The 16,264-nt window shown below is 68.5% G+C and carries 12 protein-coding genes; 4 read left to right on the top strand and 8 right to left on the bottom strand.

The features are described 5' to 3' along the window. Positions 1 to 51: 51 nt before the first annotated feature. A complete protein-coding gene (gene adh / locus H977_RS0105825; RefSeq protein ID WP_029106965.1) occupies positions 52 to 1,575 on the bottom strand; it encodes an aldehyde dehydrogenase in 1,524 nt (507 codons plus the stop codon). 95 nt (positions 1,576 to 1,670) lie between these two features. Then, entirely contained in the window at positions 1,671 to 2,975 is a 1,305-nt protein-coding gene (locus H977_RS0105820) for a helix-turn-helix domain-containing protein (protein ID WP_029106964.1), read from the bottom strand. 283 nt (positions 2,976 to 3,258) lie between these two features. Between H977_RS0105820 and H977_RS0105815 the strand changes: the two genes are divergently transcribed. Next, on the top strand, positions 3,259 to 4,638 hold the full coding sequence (locus H977_RS0105815; protein ID WP_029106963.1) for a DEAD/DEAH box helicase: 1,380 nt from the start codon (positions 3,259 to 3,261) through the stop codon (positions 4,636 to 4,638). A gap of 84 nt (positions 4,639 to 4,722) precedes the next feature. On the opposite strand, the gene H977_RS0105810 is transcribed toward H977_RS0105815, so the two are convergent. The 4 genes from H977_RS0105810 to eccCa all read right to left on the bottom strand — a co-directional run bounded on the left by H977_RS0105810 (position 4,723) and on the right by eccCa (position 10,357). Then, positions 4,723 to 5,019: a WXG100 family type VII secretion target gene (locus H977_RS0105810; protein WP_029106962.1), complete on the bottom strand. Its 297-nt coding sequence runs from the start codon at positions 5,017 to 5,019 to the stop codon at positions 4,723 to 4,725. 11 nt (positions 5,020 to 5,030) lie between these two features. Continuing rightward, positions 5,031 to 5,354 (bottom strand): WXG100 family type VII secretion target, encoded by a 324-nt coding sequence (locus H977_RS0105805; protein WP_029106961.1) that lies wholly within the window; start codon positions 5,352 to 5,354, stop codon positions 5,031 to 5,033. Positions 5,355 to 5,432: 78 nt separating this feature from the next. Further along, complete coding sequence (locus H977_RS0105800) at positions 5,433 to 6,587, bottom strand: type VII secretion-associated protein (protein WP_029106960.1); 1,155 nt, start codon at positions 6,585 to 6,587, stop codon at positions 5,433 to 5,435. Further along, on the bottom strand, positions 6,587 to 10,357 hold the full coding sequence (gene eccCa, locus H977_RS0105795) for a type VII secretion protein EccCa (protein WP_502691138.1): 3,771 nt from the start codon (positions 10,355 to 10,357) through the stop codon (positions 6,587 to 6,589). The genes H977_RS0105800 and eccCa overlap by 1 nt, the downstream gene beginning before the upstream one ends. Before the next feature lie 115 nt (positions 10,358 to 10,472). On the opposite strand from eccCa, the gene eccD reads away from it, so the two are divergent. Together eccD and mycP are read left to right on the top strand one after the other, a co-directional pair. After that, on the top strand, positions 10,473 to 11,819 hold the full coding sequence (gene eccD, locus H977_RS0105790; RefSeq protein WP_029106958.1) for a type VII secretion integral membrane protein EccD: 1,347 nt from the start codon (positions 10,473 to 10,475) through the stop codon (positions 11,817 to 11,819). Then, positions 11,816 to 13,141: a type VII secretion-associated serine protease mycosin gene (gene mycP / locus H977_RS0105785; RefSeq protein WP_029106957.1), complete on the top strand. Its 1,326-nt coding sequence runs from the start codon at positions 11,816 to 11,818 to the stop codon at positions 13,139 to 13,141. The genes eccD and mycP overlap by 4 nt, the downstream gene beginning before the upstream one ends. Here the strand turns inward: mycP and eccB are convergent. Further along, the gene (gene eccB / locus H977_RS0105780; protein WP_029106956.1) at positions 13,094 to 14,497 is read right to left on the bottom strand and encodes a type VII secretion protein EccB; all 1,404 of its coding nucleotides are present in this window, start codon (positions 14,495 to 14,497) and stop codon (positions 13,094 to 13,096) included. The two genes, mycP and eccB, sit on opposite strands and share 48 nt — an antisense overlap. Before the next feature lie 72 nt (positions 14,498 to 14,569). Continuing rightward, positions 14,570 to 15,121, bottom strand: coding sequence for a CGNR zinc finger domain-containing protein (locus H977_RS0105775; RefSeq protein WP_029106955.1), 552 nt, complete (start codon positions 15,119 to 15,121; stop codon positions 14,570 to 14,572). A 92-nt stretch (positions 15,122 to 15,213) separates the two neighbouring features. On the opposite strand from H977_RS0105775, the gene H977_RS0105770 reads away from it, so the two are divergent. Next, positions 15,214 to 16,251, top strand: a complete 1,038-nt coding sequence (locus tag H977_RS0105770; protein WP_029106954.1) for an EamA family transporter — start codon at positions 15,214 to 15,216, stop codon at positions 16,249 to 16,251. Positions 16,252 to 16,264: the final 13 nt, after the last annotated feature.

The raw sequence follows: 16,264 nt of genomic DNA, 5'->3' as shown, positions 1-16,264 counted from the left end.
TTGTATGCGAGTTCTGCGGGATTTTTCGCACACAAGCTCACGTTCGAGGGGTCAGAAAAAGCCCTGGGCCTTGTTGCCGTAGCTCACCAGCAGGTTCTTGGTCTGCTGGTAGTGATCCAGCATCATCTTGTGGTTCTCCCGGCCGATGCCGGACTGCTTGTAGCCACCGAACGCCGCATGGGCGGGGTAGGCGTGGTAGCAGTTGGTCCACACCCGGCCGGCCTTGATGTCGCGGCCCGCGCGGTAGGCGGTGTTGCCGTTACGGCTCCACACCCCGGCACCGAGGCCGTACAGCGTGTCGTTGGCGATCGAGATGGCGTCGTCGTAATCGGTGAACGAGGTGACCGCGACGACGGGACCGAAGATCTCCTCCTGGAACAGCCGCATCTTGTTGTTGCCGGTGAAGATCGTCGGCGCCACGTAGAAGCCGCCATTGAGATCGCCGCCGAGATCGGCCCGCTCACCACCGGTGATCAGTTGGGCCCCTTCTGATTTGCCGATCTCGATGTAGGACAGGATCTTCTCCAGCTGATCGTTGGAGGCCTGCGCACCGATCATCGTCTCGGTGTCCAGCGGGTCACCCTGGCGCACGGCCTTGGTGCGGATCGCGGCAAGTTCCAGGAACTCGTCGTAGATGTCGGCCTGAATCAGCGACCGCGACGGGCAGGTGCACACCTCACCCTGGTTGAGGGCGAACATGGTGAACCCTTCCAGGGCCTTGTCCTGGAAATCGTCGGCGTCGGCCAGCACATCCGAGAAGAAGATGTTGGGGCTCTTGCCGCCCAGCTCGAGCGTCACGGGGATCAGGTTCTGGCTGGCGTACTGCATGATCAGCCGGCCCGTGGTGGTCTCACCGGTGAAGGCGATCTTGGCGATCCGGTTGCTCGAGGCCAGGGGCTTGCCGCACTCGACACCGAACCCGTTGACCACGTTGATCACACCGGCCGGCAACAGGTCACCGATCAGCGACATCAGATAGAGCACCGAAACAGGAGTCTGCTCAGCAGGTTTGAGCACCACCGCGTTGCCGGCGGCCAGCGCCGGGGCCAGCTTCCACACCGCCATGAGAATCGGGAAGTTCCAGGGGATGATCTGGCCGACCACGCCGAGCGGTTCGTGGAAGTGGTAGGCGACGGTGTCCTCGTCGATCTGCGAGAGCGAGCCTTCCTGGGCACGCAACACACCGGCGAAGTAGCGGAAGTGGTCGACGGCCAGCGGGATGTCGGCGTTGAGCGTCTCGCGGATCGGCTTGCCGTTGTCCCACGACTCGGCCAGCGCCACGGATTCGAGGTTCTCCTCGATGCGGTCGGCGATCTTGTTGAGGATGACGGCGCGCTCAGCCGGCGAGGTCTTGCCCCAGGCCGGTGCGGCGGCATGCGCGGCATCCAGCGCCTTCTCGACATCGGCCTCGGTGGAGCGGGCCACCTCGCAGAACACCTGACCGGTGATCGGCGTGGGGTTCTCGAAGTAGCGGCCCTCGGCGGGCGCGACCCACTGTCCACCGATGTAGTTGTCGTAGCGGGCCTCGAACGACATCAGGGCGCCTTCGGTACCCGGACGTGCATAAACAGTCATGGCAATCTCCTGCATTCGGACACCAGGTGTGTCGGTCGTCACTAAAGGTACTCAGCAGCAGGTTGCAGCACAGTTGCACACGTTGGGCCGGGTGATCAGCCCAGTTCGGAATCGATCCCGGCCAGGTGACCGCGGGCCTGCGCCCTGGCCACGGGATCAGCCTCGGCATGGTCGTGCAGCACCCGCCAACCCTGGCGATCGTCACGACCATCGGGCAGCGACAACCACCGCCGCAGCAGGCGCAGGTCCCCCGCGGCCAGCACCGCTTCGCGCAGGCTGGCACTCAGCTCGGTGCGCAGCCGCGCGATGGCCGGCGAGACCGATTGCGGCAACAACGCCCCTGAGTAGGCGTCCAGCGCGGCCGAGAGGTTCCCGGCCTGCAGCGCGTCGAAGACGTCGCCCATGTCGCTGGCCACCGGCGCCAACAGCCGGTACGGCCGGGACTCGATGTAGGTACTGCCGATGACCCGACGCAGCCGCGACACCTCGGCTCGCACGGTGACGACGTCGAGGTCCTTGTCGTCGAGCAGCATGGCCAGGTGATCGGCACTCAGCCCCTCGGGATGGCGGATCAGCAGAACCAGGATGTCGGCATGGCGGCCGGTCAGCCCACTGGACTGCGAACGGCCCGCGTCGTCGGTCGTCTGCCAGCGCGGGCGGTCGGCACCCAGCACCGTCAACCGGGCGCCCTCGGGCGCCGCCGGCGTGACGGGTCCGGCCAGGCGAAGCAGAGCCAGCTGGTTCTCCACGGCGACGGCAGTGGCTCTGACCAGCGCCAATGTCTGCGGCGTCGCGACGGCTGAGCCGCCGGTCAGGTCGATGGCGCCCAGCAGCACACCGGTGGCCGGATCATGCACCGGAACCGCCGAACAACTCCACGAGTGCATGATGCGGGAGAAGTGCTCGGTCCCCTGGATCTGCAGCTCACGGTCGAGCGCCAACGCGGTGCCAGGGGCATTCGTCCCGGCCGACTGCTCGCTCCAGTCCGATCCGGGCACGAAGTTCATCGCCTCCGCCTTGCGGCGAACGCCGGCGTCGCCCTCGACCCACAGCAGCGTGCCGTCGGCCGCGGTGATCGCCACCACCACTCCGGCGTCGACGGCATCGTCGACCAGCAGGCGGCGGATCAGCGGCAGGGTGGGGGCGAGCGGATGCGTATTGCGTAATTCGGTCAATGCCGCGGCCGCGGCGGCCGCGCGGGCGCCCAGATCGGGGTCCACCCCGGTGGCCAGGCTGCGCTGCCAGCTCTCGGCGATGATGCGGCGTACGGGGGTGGAATCCAGGTAATCAGCGTCTACCTGGCCTTCGATGAACAGGTCATGGACAGCACGCACCTTCGCGGGCAGCGCTCGGGTCGACACCCGGCCTCCCGCGTTCCTCGATGCGGCCACGGCGATCATCTCTCCCGGCGTCGGGCCATTGGACATGGCATTCACGCGTAACCGCCAGGATAGTTGACCAGCCCGGCCTGTGATGGATACCACCAGCACCCCAACCACCAGGAATCGGGGAATCCGCCCCACGACCCGTATAGTTGGGCCACAGCGGCATGCCTGTTCTGCCTTTGCCGCCTTCTCGATCGTCACACCGAGCGCCGCGAGATGTCACTCGCGCCGGGCAGGACGACCGCCCTCTATTTTCGGAGCTTTCATTTTGTCTGTCCAAGAAATCCCTGGCACCGCTGTGCCCACTTTCGCCGAGCTCGGCCTGCCCGCCGAGATCGTCGCCACCCTTGCGGCCAGCGGGGTCGAGACCCCGTTCCCGATCCAGGCCGCCACCCTGCCCGATTCACTGAACGGCCGCGACGTCCTGGGCCGCGGCCGCACCGGATCGGGCAAGACCTACGCATTCCTGTTGCCCCTGGTGGCACGGTTGTCGACCAGCGGCACACGTCGCGCACCCAACCGGCCCCGTGCGCTGATCCTGGCGCCGACCCGCGAACTGGTCACCCAGATCGAGGCCTCGCTGGCTCCGTTGGCCAAAGCCACCGGCCTGCGCTCGGTCAACATCTTCGGTGGCGTGGGCGCCAACCCGCAGATCTCCGCACTCCGGGGTGGCGTGGACATCGTGATCGCCTGCCCGGGCCGGCTGGAAGACCACATGCGGTCAGGCCACGCAGACCTGTCGGCGGTCGAGGTCACCGTGCTGGACGAGGCCGACCACATGGCCGATCTCGGCTTCCTGCCGGGTGTGAAGCGGCTGCTGGACCGTACGCCCAAAAACTGCCAGCGCCTGCTGTTCTCGGCCACGCTTGACGCCGGGGTCGACGTGCTGGTCAAGCGCTACCTGCACGACCCCGTGGTGCACAGTGTCGACTCAGCACAGTCACCGGTGAGTGCGATGGTCCACCACGTGCTCCACGTGGACAACGCCGCGCGGATCAACGTGGTTGCCGATCTGGCCGCCGCCCCGGGCCGCACCATCGTGTTCGCCCGCACCAAGCACGGCGCGAAAAACCTGACCCGTCAGCTCAATTCGCGTGGCGTCTCGGCAGTCGAGCTGCACGGCAACCTGTCCCAGAATGCCCGCACCCGCAACCTGACCGCCTTCTCCGACGGATCGGCGGCAGTACTGGTGGCCACCGACATCGCCGCCCGTGGCATCCACGTCGACGATGTCAGCCTCGTCGTGCACGCCGACCCGCCGGTCGAGCACAAGGCCTACCTGCACCGGTCCGGGCGCACCGCCCGCGCCGGGAACGAGGGCACCGTCGTGACCCTGATGCACGATGCGCAGGTTTCCGACGTACGCACCCTGACCAAAAAGGCCGGCGTCAAGCCGACGATCACCCGGGTGAACGGGATCGATCATCCCGTGCTTCGCGAGATCGCGCCCGGAGACCGGGTTTTCGGTGATCCGATCCGTGTGGAGCCGGTAGCCCAGGCTGCGGCGCCGCGGCGCCAGTCCGCGCAGCCGGGCAAGTCGGGGCAGCAGCAGCGCCGCAGCCGCCCGAACGGGTCCTCCCGCAACGGCGGCGCCCCGGCCGCAAGGTCCGGCGCCGGCGGGCAGCACCGCGGCGGCCGTCGGCCCCAGCGGTCCAACGGCTCCAACTCGGGTCGCTAGAACGGAAGTGTGCGGTCCCGCTCGGTCCTCTCCACCGAACGGGACCGCACCGGCTCTTCCGGCCGCCCTCCTGCGTCGGCCGTCTCAGACTCCCCAGGCATTGGCGGCACTGCGATCGGTGGCGGCCACCTCGTCGGCACCGTCGCGCACCGCATTGCCCAGAGAGACCAGGATGTCGTTGAGTGCCGCGGCCGCGCGGTTCCACCGGGCCTGCTCGACGGCATAGGCCTGCGCGGCCTCACGGGTCCAGACCTGCTGCAGAGGCGCGATCTGTGAACGCAATTCATCCAGGGCCGCGTTGAATCGGCGCGAGGTGGTGTGGATCTCCTGGCGAACCGAGTACTCGATCTCGCCGAAGTCGTAGGACAGCACATGATCCATGGTCGCGGCCCTCAGATGCCGTCGCCGACGGTGCCGAGGCGCTGCGCGTGGTTGTGAGCCGCAGCGCGCAACGTGCGCTCGTTGGTCCGGATGGTCTCGGCAATGCGGCTCAAGGTGGAGTACAGCGTCAGCGATTCACCGTTCCAGCGGTCGACCACATCGCGAAAGCGCGCGGCAGCCACTCCGCCCCACACCGACAGTGGCACACTGCTCATTTTTCCGATGAACGTCTGCAGCATGGCCCGGACGTCGTCGTTGAGGACGTCGATCCGGTCGGCCACGCTCGTCATTACCTCGAAGTCGGTGCCCAACGGCCCCGTCAGTCCTGGTGACATGTCCTCTGACCCTCCGGTCTTGTCTTGCGGGATATAACAATTCGACGCAGCGCGGGCCGATTCGGTTCCACCCAAATCTCAGCCGGTTGCATGTGCCGACCGGGTGGCCGCCTCACACGCCGCCCGCACCGCGGCCGCGCGGTCCGGTGCACTCTGGCACCCGATCGCGATCCGCACCGATCTGTCGACGAACACCGCCCACCGAACCTCTCGACCGGGGCGGACCTCCAGGTAACTGACCACCCGGCGCGCCGCGATAACCGCGGCCGGATCGAAGTCGACGAACACCCCTTCGGGCTCCTCCTCAAGAGCCCGCTGCAGAGTGTCGGCCACGGCGCCGTCAGCGATCCCGGACTGCGTCAGGTGGATCGCCGCCTGCGGATCGCTCGGTGAAATCACCTCCACGCGAGCCGATCCCGGCCCGTCGGTGATCCGCTGAACGGTCCACCCGGCGGGAATCTGCATCGCGACCCGGCCCTCGACAAGCACCGTCATCGCGCCGTCGTCCCCGGCTCCACCCTGAGCGGCAAAGGCTATCCCGCCCAGCACAATGGCCAGAGTCGTCGCCGCACCGATCGCGAGCCGGCCCGCCAGGACCCGCCTGCCGACGGGTTCGGCGACGGCCGGGGTGTCCGGACACGTGAGCGCGACGCGCCACGTCCGGGCGTCGGCCAGGTTGACCTTCGTACCGCGCCGGCGCAATCCGTCCATCACCGCGCTGCCCAACGCCGTCGCTCCGACGACCTCGGCCGGTGCATCGACCGCGACCTCCGCCGATGCTCCCGCGATCGCAATCACTGCGCGTACCACTGCCTCCGGGTCCAGATCGTCCTCGGCATGGCGGGCCAGCGTCACGCCCGGCGCGCCGGCGCCCGACACCACGACGACCTCGTCGGAGATCTCGACCACCACCCATGACTCACTCGTCAGCGTTGAACCGATCGCCTGAACACGCTGCATCACAACGACTTCAGCGCCTATGGCAATCGCGGCGTCCCGTACGCGGTCGCACTGCTCGACGGTCCACCAGGTGGGGCACACCAGGGTGAGTCGTCGCGCCCCGGGCGCCGCGGCGTCGAGCACCTCGACCCACAGGTCGGCCACCGCGACCGGTTGGTCGTCGACGAGGGTGATCTCGTCGTCGATCCCGGCCACCGCGATGCCGGCGAGGTCTGAGTCTGGGCCGGGTCCACGCACGGTCACCGGACCCACCTCGACGACGGTCGAGCTCATCACCCGGTCTCTTCGCCGGGCAACGCGACCTGAACCAGTTGATCAGGTGCCGCGCGGGTGATCAGTGTGCCGCGCCCAGGCGGAAGCCGAACCGGCCGCACCGATCCCAGCAGCACACCCTCGTCGGGGTTCGCGCTCATCATCAGGCCCATGCAGCCGAGGTCTCTCACGGCAGCCACGACCGGATCGAACATCGCCCGCGCCGCTCCGCCGGAACGGCGGGCCAGCAGCAGATGCAGCCCGAGGTCGCGGGCATGCGGCAGGTAGGGCAACAGCGCCGACAGTGGGTTTGTCCCGCTACCGGCCACCAGGTCGTAGTCGTCGACCACGACGTACAGTTCCGGTCCGCTCCACCACGACCGGTCACGGAGTTGCCGTTGGCTGACCTCCGCATTCGGCATCCGGTTCCTCAGCGTCTCAAGCACGCTCGGCAACGTGGCATCCAGCGCCCCCACCGAGGGCGCGTATCCGGCCAGATGCTCCGATTCCACAGCTCCCAGCAGGGCCCGCCGGAAGTCCACGATCAGCAGCTGCGCGCTCGCCGCGTCGTTGCCGGCCACCAGTTCGGAGCACAGGGTGCGCAGCGCCGTGGACTTGCCGCAGCCGGTATCACCGAGGATCAACAGATCTGGCTGGGTCGCGAAATCGACCAACACCGGTGCCAGCTCGCGATCGCCGACGCCCAGCAGCACTTCGGTGGCGGGCCGGTTCAGGGGCACCGGCCCGAGCTCGTGACGACGGACGCTCCCGGGCAACAGCCGGATGGCCGGCGCCGCCGCCGCGGGCCCGTACTGGAGGCGCAGGGTGTCACCGACCCGTGCCAGCGCCTCCCCGATCCCGGCATCGCTCGGTGTGCCGTCCAACCGCGGCAGCGCGATCAGCAGCTCGCGACCCTCACGGGTCAGCCCTCGCCCCGGTGGGCTCTGGGCCAGTTGCCTGGCACGTTTACGGTCCATCTCGGATTCGGCCGGATCGCCGAGCCGTAACTCGATGCGGGTTCCCAACTGATCTTTGAGCGCCGGGCGGAAGTCCGCCCACCGAGAGGCTGTCACGACCACATGGACACCGAGCGAAAGCCCCTGTAGTGCAAGCGCAGTGATCGACTGCTCCAGGGATTCGAATTCCCCACGAAACGTCGACCAGCCGTCGATGATCAGGAACACATCTCCGAACGGATCGTCGATCTCGCCCGCGCGACGGCGTGCCCGGTATTCGGCCATGGAGCCGACGCCCAGCGCGGTGAAACGCGCTTCGCGGATGTTGACCAGAGCATGGAGCTCGGCCACGGTCCGCCGGACCAGGTCGGCGTCAGCCCGTCCGGCCACCGCACCCACATGCGGCAGTGCCTGTAGGGCACTCAACGCCCCACCACCGAAGTCCAGACAGTAGATCGCCACATCGCGGGGATCATGCGTCGCCGACAGCGCGACTGCCAAAGTCTTGGCAGCCGTGGACTTTCCGGACTGGGGACCGCCGACGATCGCCATGTTTCCCTGGCTGGTACCCAGCGACAGCACCAACCGATCCCGGCGTTGGTCGAAGGGACAGTCGACTAGTCCGATCGCTATCGACAACGGCCCGGAATCGGACAACAGCACGTCGCTGAGCGGAACGCCACGCGGCAGCGGCGCCAGCCATACCTGATGCGCCGGGGAGCCGTACCCCGCGAGCCGATCGACCACCTGTTGGAGCACAGTGGTCGCTTTCGGTGCCGCCGGGAGGCGCTCTTTCTGCGTCCAGGCCCCGGTGAATCTCCGCGGCCGCAGCACCGCCGGTGGTACCTGAGGCGGCTGCTCGGGAGCTGAACACGCCTCTGAGACGAACGCGGTCTGAAACCTGACGATCTCGCCGGACGGCGACTTCAGATAGGCAGCTCCCGGGGTGTTGGGCAGCTCGTAGGCATCGGCGATGCCGAGCACCGATCGGGATTCGCTGGGCGAGAAGGTCTTGAGGCATATCCGGTAGGACAGGTGGCTTTCCAGTCCCCGCAGTCTGCCTTCATCGAGGCGCTGACTGGCCAACAGCAGATGCATGCCCAGAGATCTCCCGAGCCGGCCGATCGCCACGAACATCTCGGCGAAATCCGGGTGCTGCTGCAGCAGTTCAGAGAATTCGTCCACCACGATCAGCAGGGCCGGCAACGCGGGGAGATCAGCGCGGCGTCGGTACTCGGCGATGTTGGCCAGGTTCCCGGCCGCCCGGAGCAACTCCTGGCGACGGGTCATCTCCCCAGCCAGGGCGTCGGCCATTCGGGCCACCATCGGCGCCTCCTGCGCCAGGTTGGTGATCAGGGCGCTGATGTGACGCGCCGTCTGCAGTCCGAGAAACGTTGCGCCGCCTTTGAAGTCGACGAGCACCAGGTTGAGCGCCTCGGGCGGGTGGGTGGTGATCAGGCCGAGCACCAACGTCCGCAGGAACTCGGACTTTCCCGATCCCGTGGCCCCGACGCACAATCCGTGGGGTCCCATGCCGTCGTGCGCGGCTTCCTTGAGGTCGAGGTGCAGTGGGGTGCCGTCGGTACACCGGCCGACCGGAACTCGGAGAAACCGCCGTGGATCCGCTGTTGTCCAGGTGTCGACCGGATCGAAGACCGTTGGGCCGTCGATGCCGATCAGTGCCGGCCAGCCGGAGTCATCGGCCGCCGACTCGGGGCGGTAGCGCGCCAGCCTGCGGGCACATGTGACGGCCTGCTCGTGCGTCATCTGGTCGGGCCGAACAAGGACGCCCCCGTAGCGCATACCGTCCGAGCCCAGGACCAGTTCCAGATCGGTCCCGGTTGTGCCTGTGCCACCGGGGCCGGCGATCACCAGCAGAGTGACACCGGCACCGGACGCGGGTATCGCTGCTGCAGCCGAGTCGACGACGACGACGGTGTGCACTCCGGGTGCGGGGGCGGGCAGGCCGTCGAGCGCGCGGGACCGCAACGTCGCCATGCCACCCGCACCAATGGAATGCCCGTGGTGAGCAAGCCATTTCAGCCACTCCCAGTGGCCCACTGTCGTGGCGTCGAGGATGGCCGCGATGCGGACATGTCGCGGGCTGTGCGCCGTCGCCAGCTGACAGATCACGGCACGCACCAGGGCACGGGCCGCCTCGTGCGGCCCGGACACGGTCACATGGCCAAGACTGCCCAGGTTCACCGTCCACGGCGCATCGGCCACCGTCGACCGGCGCCGAATCAGTTGGGCCAGAGCCGATGCCGTCACGGGATCGGTATCGCGTCCCGGGTCGGTGCCGCCGGCCACCAGCCGCGTGCTCAGCGGCCGCTCCCCCAGTCCGATACGCACCGCGCAGAACTCGGCGTCACCAAGGCGGCGTTTCCACATCTGTTCGCCACCGGAAAGTGTCCACAGGCGTGCGGGCGCGGGATGGTCGGCGTGCAGACCCAGCCACTGGGAGCGGCCGGTTTCGGCGGCCGCGGCGTCGATGCCGTCGAGATAGCGCAGATACTCGCAGCGGTCCCGGTGGAGTTGCCGAGCCGTCCCGTTGCTCTTGAGACTGTAGGCGGCCGTGCCGATCGCCGACATCACCATCATGATGGGGAACATCGCCGACGCCGGGCCGCGGCCGGCAGCCGCGCCCGAGGTCACGTACACGGCGATCATTCCCGCCATCGCAACCACGAGCATCAGCGGCAACAACCTGGTCAGCACGCCGCCCGGAGTCTGGCGAGGCAACGCGGGCGGCGCGTCGATCACCATCTCCCCGGTCGGCGATTCCGCCGGAAGCCCACGGGCGCCCTGCGGTGTACTGATGGTCTCCATCGACATTTGGACGCCCGCCGTGGCGATCCGGTTCCCATGTTCGCACCGAAATTTTGGTGCACAGCGGTGCATGCCGGGTCGGTTAGCGTGACGTGTATCGGCGTCTGACGGGGGTGATGCGATGCCGGATGCCTTGCGCCATGTATCGATTCACTGCGGAACAGCGCTCGAAGCCGCGGACGGCACCGGCCTCGACCTGTCACTACCCGCCGCGATGACCGTGGGCGAACTGCTGCCGTGGATCGTCGATGCGCTCGGCGCCGGAGATGGCACACCACGACGGTGGCAGCTGGCATTCCTCGGTGGTCGCAGCCTCGACGAGTCAGCGGACTTGGTGCAGAACGGTATTCATGACGGTGATCTCCTGATCCTGACCGGGTCGGACGATCAGCCGACACCTGATCGAACGCCGATGAGTGCGCTGACCGTCGATTCGGCCGACGACGGCGTTCCCACCAGCTTGCGGGTCGCCGCCTGCTTGGGCGCCTGCGCGCTGGGGATGGCGGCCTTGGTGTGGGCCGGACTCGGCAACGCTGGATGGGATCGCGTCGTCGCCGCAGCGGCGGTGGCCGTCAGTATTACCGCCGTCGCCGTGTCCGCACCGCGCCTGGGACTGAGTGCGACCATCGTGTCCACTCTCGACGTGGTGGCCGTGGCGTCCGCGGGCGTTCTCGGATTCCTGGTGGTTCCGGCCGGTCCAGCGCCGGCGAACCTGTTCTTGGCCGCGACGGCAGCGGGATCGCTCGGTGTAGCGCTGATCCGGGCATCGGATCGCAGCGGGCAGATGCTGCTCGTGGTGGTGACGCTGGCCGGGGTGCTGGCTGCGGCGACGGGTCTCGCGGCGCTGTGGCCTTTGCCTGCACCGGTATTGGGAGCAGTGGTGAGCGCACTCGCGGTGGGCGTGTTACCGCTGAGCCCGCGGTTGTCCATCGCTCTGGCCGGCCTGACACCTCCGGTGCCCGGGTATCCCGATGACGGGGAAGACACACTGAGCGGCACCGCATTCGACGACGATGCACGTGCGCTGCGCGGGCATCAGAACCTCGTCGGCCTGGTCGCCGGTTGCGCGGCCGCAGCCGCACTGGGAACCGCCGTGCTCGCCCTCTCGGGTCTCCAACGGGTCACGGTCATCGAGGTCGCATTCGCCGCTGCTGTCGGGGTGGCGCTGCTGTTGCGCTCACGCACGTACGCATCCGGTCACTGTCGCACCGTGTCAGCCGTCTGCGGATTCCTTTCACTCACTGCCACTTTCATTCTCGTGGTGGCATGGTGTCCGACCTATGGCAGCTGGTCCGGGATGCTGGCGGTGGCCGCCGGGATCGCCGTGATCTGGCCGGTCACCGTCCAGAGTCCCGTCGCGGCTCGGATCGCCGACGTCATCGAATATGGCGCGCTGGCCGCGGTGGTGCCGCTGGCCTGCTGGCTGGCCGGTGCCTTCGACCTCGCCCGGGACCTGGGACTGCGGTGAACCGGTCTGGTTTGTTGGCCGCGACGCTGATCCTCGGGCTGGCGCTGCCGGCAAGTGCGCCCGCGGCGGCCGTGGTGCCGCCCGCGGTGGACGCCTCCTTGCTGCCTCGCCCCGCGCCACCCGCGCCCGTCGAACCCACGGAACAGCGTGATCCCTGTTACCAATCTCCGACCGGCGCAAGAGCTCCGGCGCACACACCACTGAGTCTGGATACGGTGTGGCCGCTCACCCGCGGCGATGGCCAGAAGATCGCGGTGATCGACACCGGCGTCGCCAGACACCGCTTGTTGCCGCGGCTCATCGGTGGTGGCGACTACGTGGCCCACGGTGACGGCACCGCCGATTGCGACGGGCACGGCACGATCGTCGCCGGAATCGCCGCTGCCACAGCCAGTGACGGTTTCAGCGGGGTTGCTCCCGACGCGGTTGTCCTGGCCATCCGGCAGTCGAGCAACAAGTTCGCAGCAGCCGGTGCAGTGAGCGGTGTCGGGAACGTCGACACCCTCGCCATGGCGGTGCGCACCGCGGCCGACCTCGGCGCGACCGTGATCAACATTTCGTCGGTAGCCTGCGTGCCGGCCACCGCCGCGCCGGAGGACCGCACGCTCGGCGCCGCGCTGAGCTATGCCGTCGACGTCCGCAACGTCGTCGTGGTCGTCGCGGCGGGCAACGTGGGCGCGAGCTGCACTCAGCAAGAAGCCCCTGCCGGACCGCCGGGCGAACCCGACTGGAACGGTGTGCGCTCGGTGTCCAGCCCGGCCTGGTATGACGACCTGGTGTTGTGTGTGGGCTCTGTCGGATCCGACGGCACCGCATCGGATTTCAGCCTGGCCGGCCCCTGGGTGGATGTGGCCGCGCCCGGCGAGAACCTTGTGTCGCTGCACCCCGACGGCGAACAGTTGATCGACACGATCGGACGGGACGGCCCGATCTCGGGGACCAGCTACGCCGCACCTGTGGTCGCTGGCGTCGCCGCGCTGGTGCGCTCCCGGTTCCCGCAGCTGAGCGCGCGCGAAGTGATGCGCCGCATCGAGGACACCGCCCGCACCCCGGCCGACGGCTGGAATCCGTACATCGGCCACGGCGTGGTCGACGCCCTCGCCGCGGTCAGCAGCAGCACTCCGTCGCCCGCATCCGCATCGACCGCCCCGGTATCGGTAGCCCCGAGTGTCGCCACGTCGGCCGATCCGCTACCTCGGCGCATCGCTTTCGGCGGCGCAGCCGTGTGTGTCGCGCTCACCCTCGCGGCCGCTGTGGCGCTGGCGGCCGGCCGGTTACGCCGGCGCAGCGCGGACGCCGGGCACCACGTCGTGCACGACTGAGGCCGCATCGCGATTGAGTTCGGGGCCACGCGGCAGCATGGCCAGCATGGGCCACGGCGCGGGCACAACGCCGGTCCCCAAGCCGAGGTGTTCGGCGGTCGCCCCGTCGCGGATCCCGAACAGCACACCGAGATCGTTCAACAGATACAGCGGTCCACCGACAGCCGCACCGCGGACGACACCGCAGGCCTGCAGCAGCACGCTTCGCCCGACCGGCACTCGTACGCGATCGATGTTCGGCCCTTCCCCATCGGCCTGCGCCAGTTGCACACCGCCGCCTGGCAGGGAATCGGCCACGGTGACAGTGGTATTCGTATCGGGCCCAGGCTGTTTCGGATCCCAGCGCGCGCACACCACCGCGCGCCCCCGCGACAGCACCCGCTCCGGGAACCGGGCCACGGCCAGGCTGCCCGCGACCGGTACGTCGGCCACCACGTCGGCGGGAACCACCGGAGGCTCGTCATGTGCCTGGGGCACGCTGAACCGGATGACGTCGGCCGCCACGCGGCCGATGCGTTGTAGCCCGTCGGCAAGCACCACATAGAACTCGGCGGGACCGGAGCGCGCCACGCGAATCACGGTGCCCACCGCCAGACCTCGCAGCTCCGCCGGCCCGGGTGTCCCCACCCCGGCGATCAGGGGTGCCTGCAGGGCAGGGGCCTCGGGCACGGAGTCCAACAGGATTTGCGAAACAGGTTGGGCTGAAATGCCTTCCAGATGCAGCGCGCGCACGACGGCGATGTCGCGGAGATCCACCCGGGCCCGCCAGCCGTCGGCGAGCAGGTATGTCGGCGCCCCCAGCGTGCGCGCCGACACCAACAGCGCCTGCCCGCCACGCAATGGCGAAAGCTCGCCGTCAAACCGGTCCGCCAGCAGGACAGTCTCGGCGGGTTCGGCGACATCGCAAGCGGCCCAGCCGGATTCGTCGAGGCTCAGCGGTTTGCCGATCTGGACGGGGGCACCCGGTATCCCGACCATCGGCCCGCGCCGGAACTTCGCGATGGCGGCATCGTTGACCAGCACCGGATTCGCCGGGCCTCCGACGATGAGTCGGGCCGAGGCGAGGTTGAGCACCGGGTGCACCGCGTCGTCGATCCGTACGTACAGCGCGCCGGTGTCGCGCGCCATCAGGATGCTCGCGTCGCCGGCAGTCGACCCGGGCCGGACAAGCGTGAGCACCCAGCACGCCGCGATCACGATGGCCGCCAGTACGCAGCCCGCTCCATAGGCCGTCGCTTGTGCGCGCAACGGGTCGTCGAGCATGCGGGCGTCGCCGCGAACCAGTGCGTGCGCCATGCGGCGCAACAGAAATCGATGCCCGCTGAGTTGTAACCGAGTGGCCGATCGCCGTGCCATATCTCCCCCGTGCGCAACCCTAACCCGGCGACAGGGAGGTTGATCGCGCCGATTCGGAGCCCGGCGAGTCAGCTAGTCCGCACGCCTGCGCTGCCGGTAGGCCGCGACATGCTGGCGGTTACCGCAGTTGCCGGTGTCGCAGAAGATTCGGGATCGGTTACGCGACAGGTCGGTCAGCACCGCCTCACAGTCCGGCGCGGCGCAGATCTTGAGGCGGCGCAGTTCGCCACCGCGGATCAGGTCAGCCAGCGCCATCGCCATCTCGGCGCCCATGCGCTGCGCCAGCGGATCGTCGACCGAGGCCAGATGCAGATGCCATTCGGGCATTTCCTTGTGCCGCGTCAGCCACGGCGCGGCCTTGGTGTCGCTCAGGAGAGCGTTGACCCGCCGGACCGTCTCCTCCTCGTCATCGGCCACCGCCCAGATCTGCCCGATGCGCCCGCGCAGCGCACGCACGGCCTCCAGTTCGGCGTCGTCGCGGTCCCGCCGGCCGGTCCAGCCGAAATCATCCAGATAGGCGTTCAGGTCCACCTGATCGGCCAGTTGTTCGCCCTCTACCCGATCGGTGTTCACCAACACCATGGCGGCGCGGAGCGTGAGCTCCGTGTCATAGGTAAAAAGCATTTGACTCATGACCCCCAGTCACCGTAGCGTCAGCCCTACCGTCACTACCATAGTCGGTTTTACTCATGACATACCCCAGGGGAGGTGTACCGATGACTGCCGGAGCCCAGCTCGACCGCACAACCGCCGACAACCACTTCCGGATCGGCCTACTGTTCGCCGTCAGCTCCGCACTCGCGTTCGGCTCATCGGGCCCCTTCGCCAAAGCGCTGATGGAAGCCGGCTGGAGTCCCACCGCGGCCGTCACGGCCCGGCTCGCCGGCGGCGCCCTCATCATGGCCGCCTTCGCCTCCGTCGTCCGCCCAGGATGGGTCCGCGAGGTGCGCGACCACGCCAGAACCGTCGTCGCCTACGGCTTGTTCCCCATCGCCGGCGCGCAACTCTGCTACTACAACGCCGTCGCGCACCTTTCCGTCGGCGTCGCCCTGCTCCTGGAATACACCGCGCCCATCCTGGTGGTCGGCTGGGTGTGGGCCACCACGCGGCGTCGCCCCAGCGCCATGACGTTCGGCGGCGTGGCGGTCGCCGTCGCAGGCATCGTCCTGGTGCTCGACGTATTCAGCGGCGCCCAGATCAACCTGACCGGGGTCAGCTGGGGCCTGGCCGCTGCCGTGTGCGCCGCGTGCTACTTCATGATGTCCAACAAGGCCAGCGCCGATGGCGACGGGCTCAGCCCGATCAGCCTGGCCGCCGGCGGTTTGATCGTCGGCACCGCGGCCGTGACGCTCCTCGGCGTCACCGGCGTCATGCCGCTGACGTTCACCACCAACTCCGTCAGCATCGCCGGACACACCACCGCGTGGCTGGTGCCGGTGATCGCACTGGGCCTCATTCCCACCGCGCTGGCCTACACCCTGGGCATCGTCGGCATCGCCCGACTCAAACCGCGCTTCGCCTCTCTGGTCGGCCTGTCAGAAGTGCTGTTCGCGGTTCTGATCGCCTGGATCATGCTCGGCGAGGCCATGTCGGTGAGCCAGGCGATCGGTGGCGCGGTGGTACTGGCCGGTTTGGCCGTCGCCCGCCAGGGCGATCGCAGCGAGCAGCAGGACCCCGGGGCGCCCACTCAGGTCGAGCTCGCGACCTGGCCCGATATGGCTCTGCAGGAGACGTCCGAACGGGCAAACGATTAGCCGCGGCTAACCA

Source organism: Mycobacterium sp. URHD0025 (genome assembly GCF_000426065.1).
Lineage (GTDB): Bacteria > Actinomycetota > Actinomycetes > Mycobacteriales > Mycobacteriaceae > Mycobacterium.
Note: the sequence above shows the minus strand (reverse complement) of the source record. Positions and strands in the feature narration are given on the sequence as shown.

What these genes read in the sequence shown, in the direction of transcription:
- H977_RS0105810 (WP_029106962.1), bottom strand. Translation starts at nt 5,019, where the DNA reads ATGGATCATGTGCTGTCCTACGACTTCGGCGAGATCGAGTACTCGGTT.
- H977_RS0105805 (WP_029106961.1), bottom strand. Translation starts at nt 5,354, where the DNA reads ATGTCACCAGGACTGACGGGGCCGTTGGGCACCGACTTCGAGGTAATG.
- H977_RS0105800 (WP_029106960.1), bottom strand. Translation starts at nt 6,587, where the DNA reads ATGAGCTCGACCGTCGTCGAGGTGGGTCCGGTGACCGTGCGTGGACCC.
- eccCa (WP_502691138.1), bottom strand. Translation starts at nt 10,357, where the DNA reads ATGTCGATGGAGACCATCAGTACACCGCAGGGCGCCCGTGGGCTTCCG.
- eccB (WP_029106956.1), bottom strand. Translation starts at nt 14,497, where the DNA reads ATGGCACGGCGATCGGCCACTCGGTTACAACTCAGCGGGCATCGATTT.
- H977_RS0105770 (WP_029106954.1), top strand. Translation starts at nt 15,214, where the DNA reads ATGACTGCCGGAGCCCAGCTCGACCGCACAACCGCCGACAACCACTTC.
- eccD (WP_029106958.1), top strand. Translation starts at nt 10,473, where the DNA reads ATGCCGGATGCCTTGCGCCATGTATCGATTCACTGCGGAACAGCGCTC.
- H977_RS0105775 (WP_029106955.1), bottom strand. Translation starts at nt 15,121, where the DNA reads ATGCTTTTTACCTATGACACGGAGCTCACGCTCCGCGCCGCCATGGTG.
- H977_RS0105820 (WP_029106964.1), bottom strand. Translation starts at nt 2,975, where the DNA reads ATGATCGCCGTGGCCGCATCGAGGAACGCGGGAGGCCGGGTGTCGACC.
- adh (WP_029106965.1), bottom strand. Translation starts at nt 1,575, where the DNA reads ATGACTGTTTATGCACGTCCGGGTACCGAAGGCGCCCTGATGTCGTTC.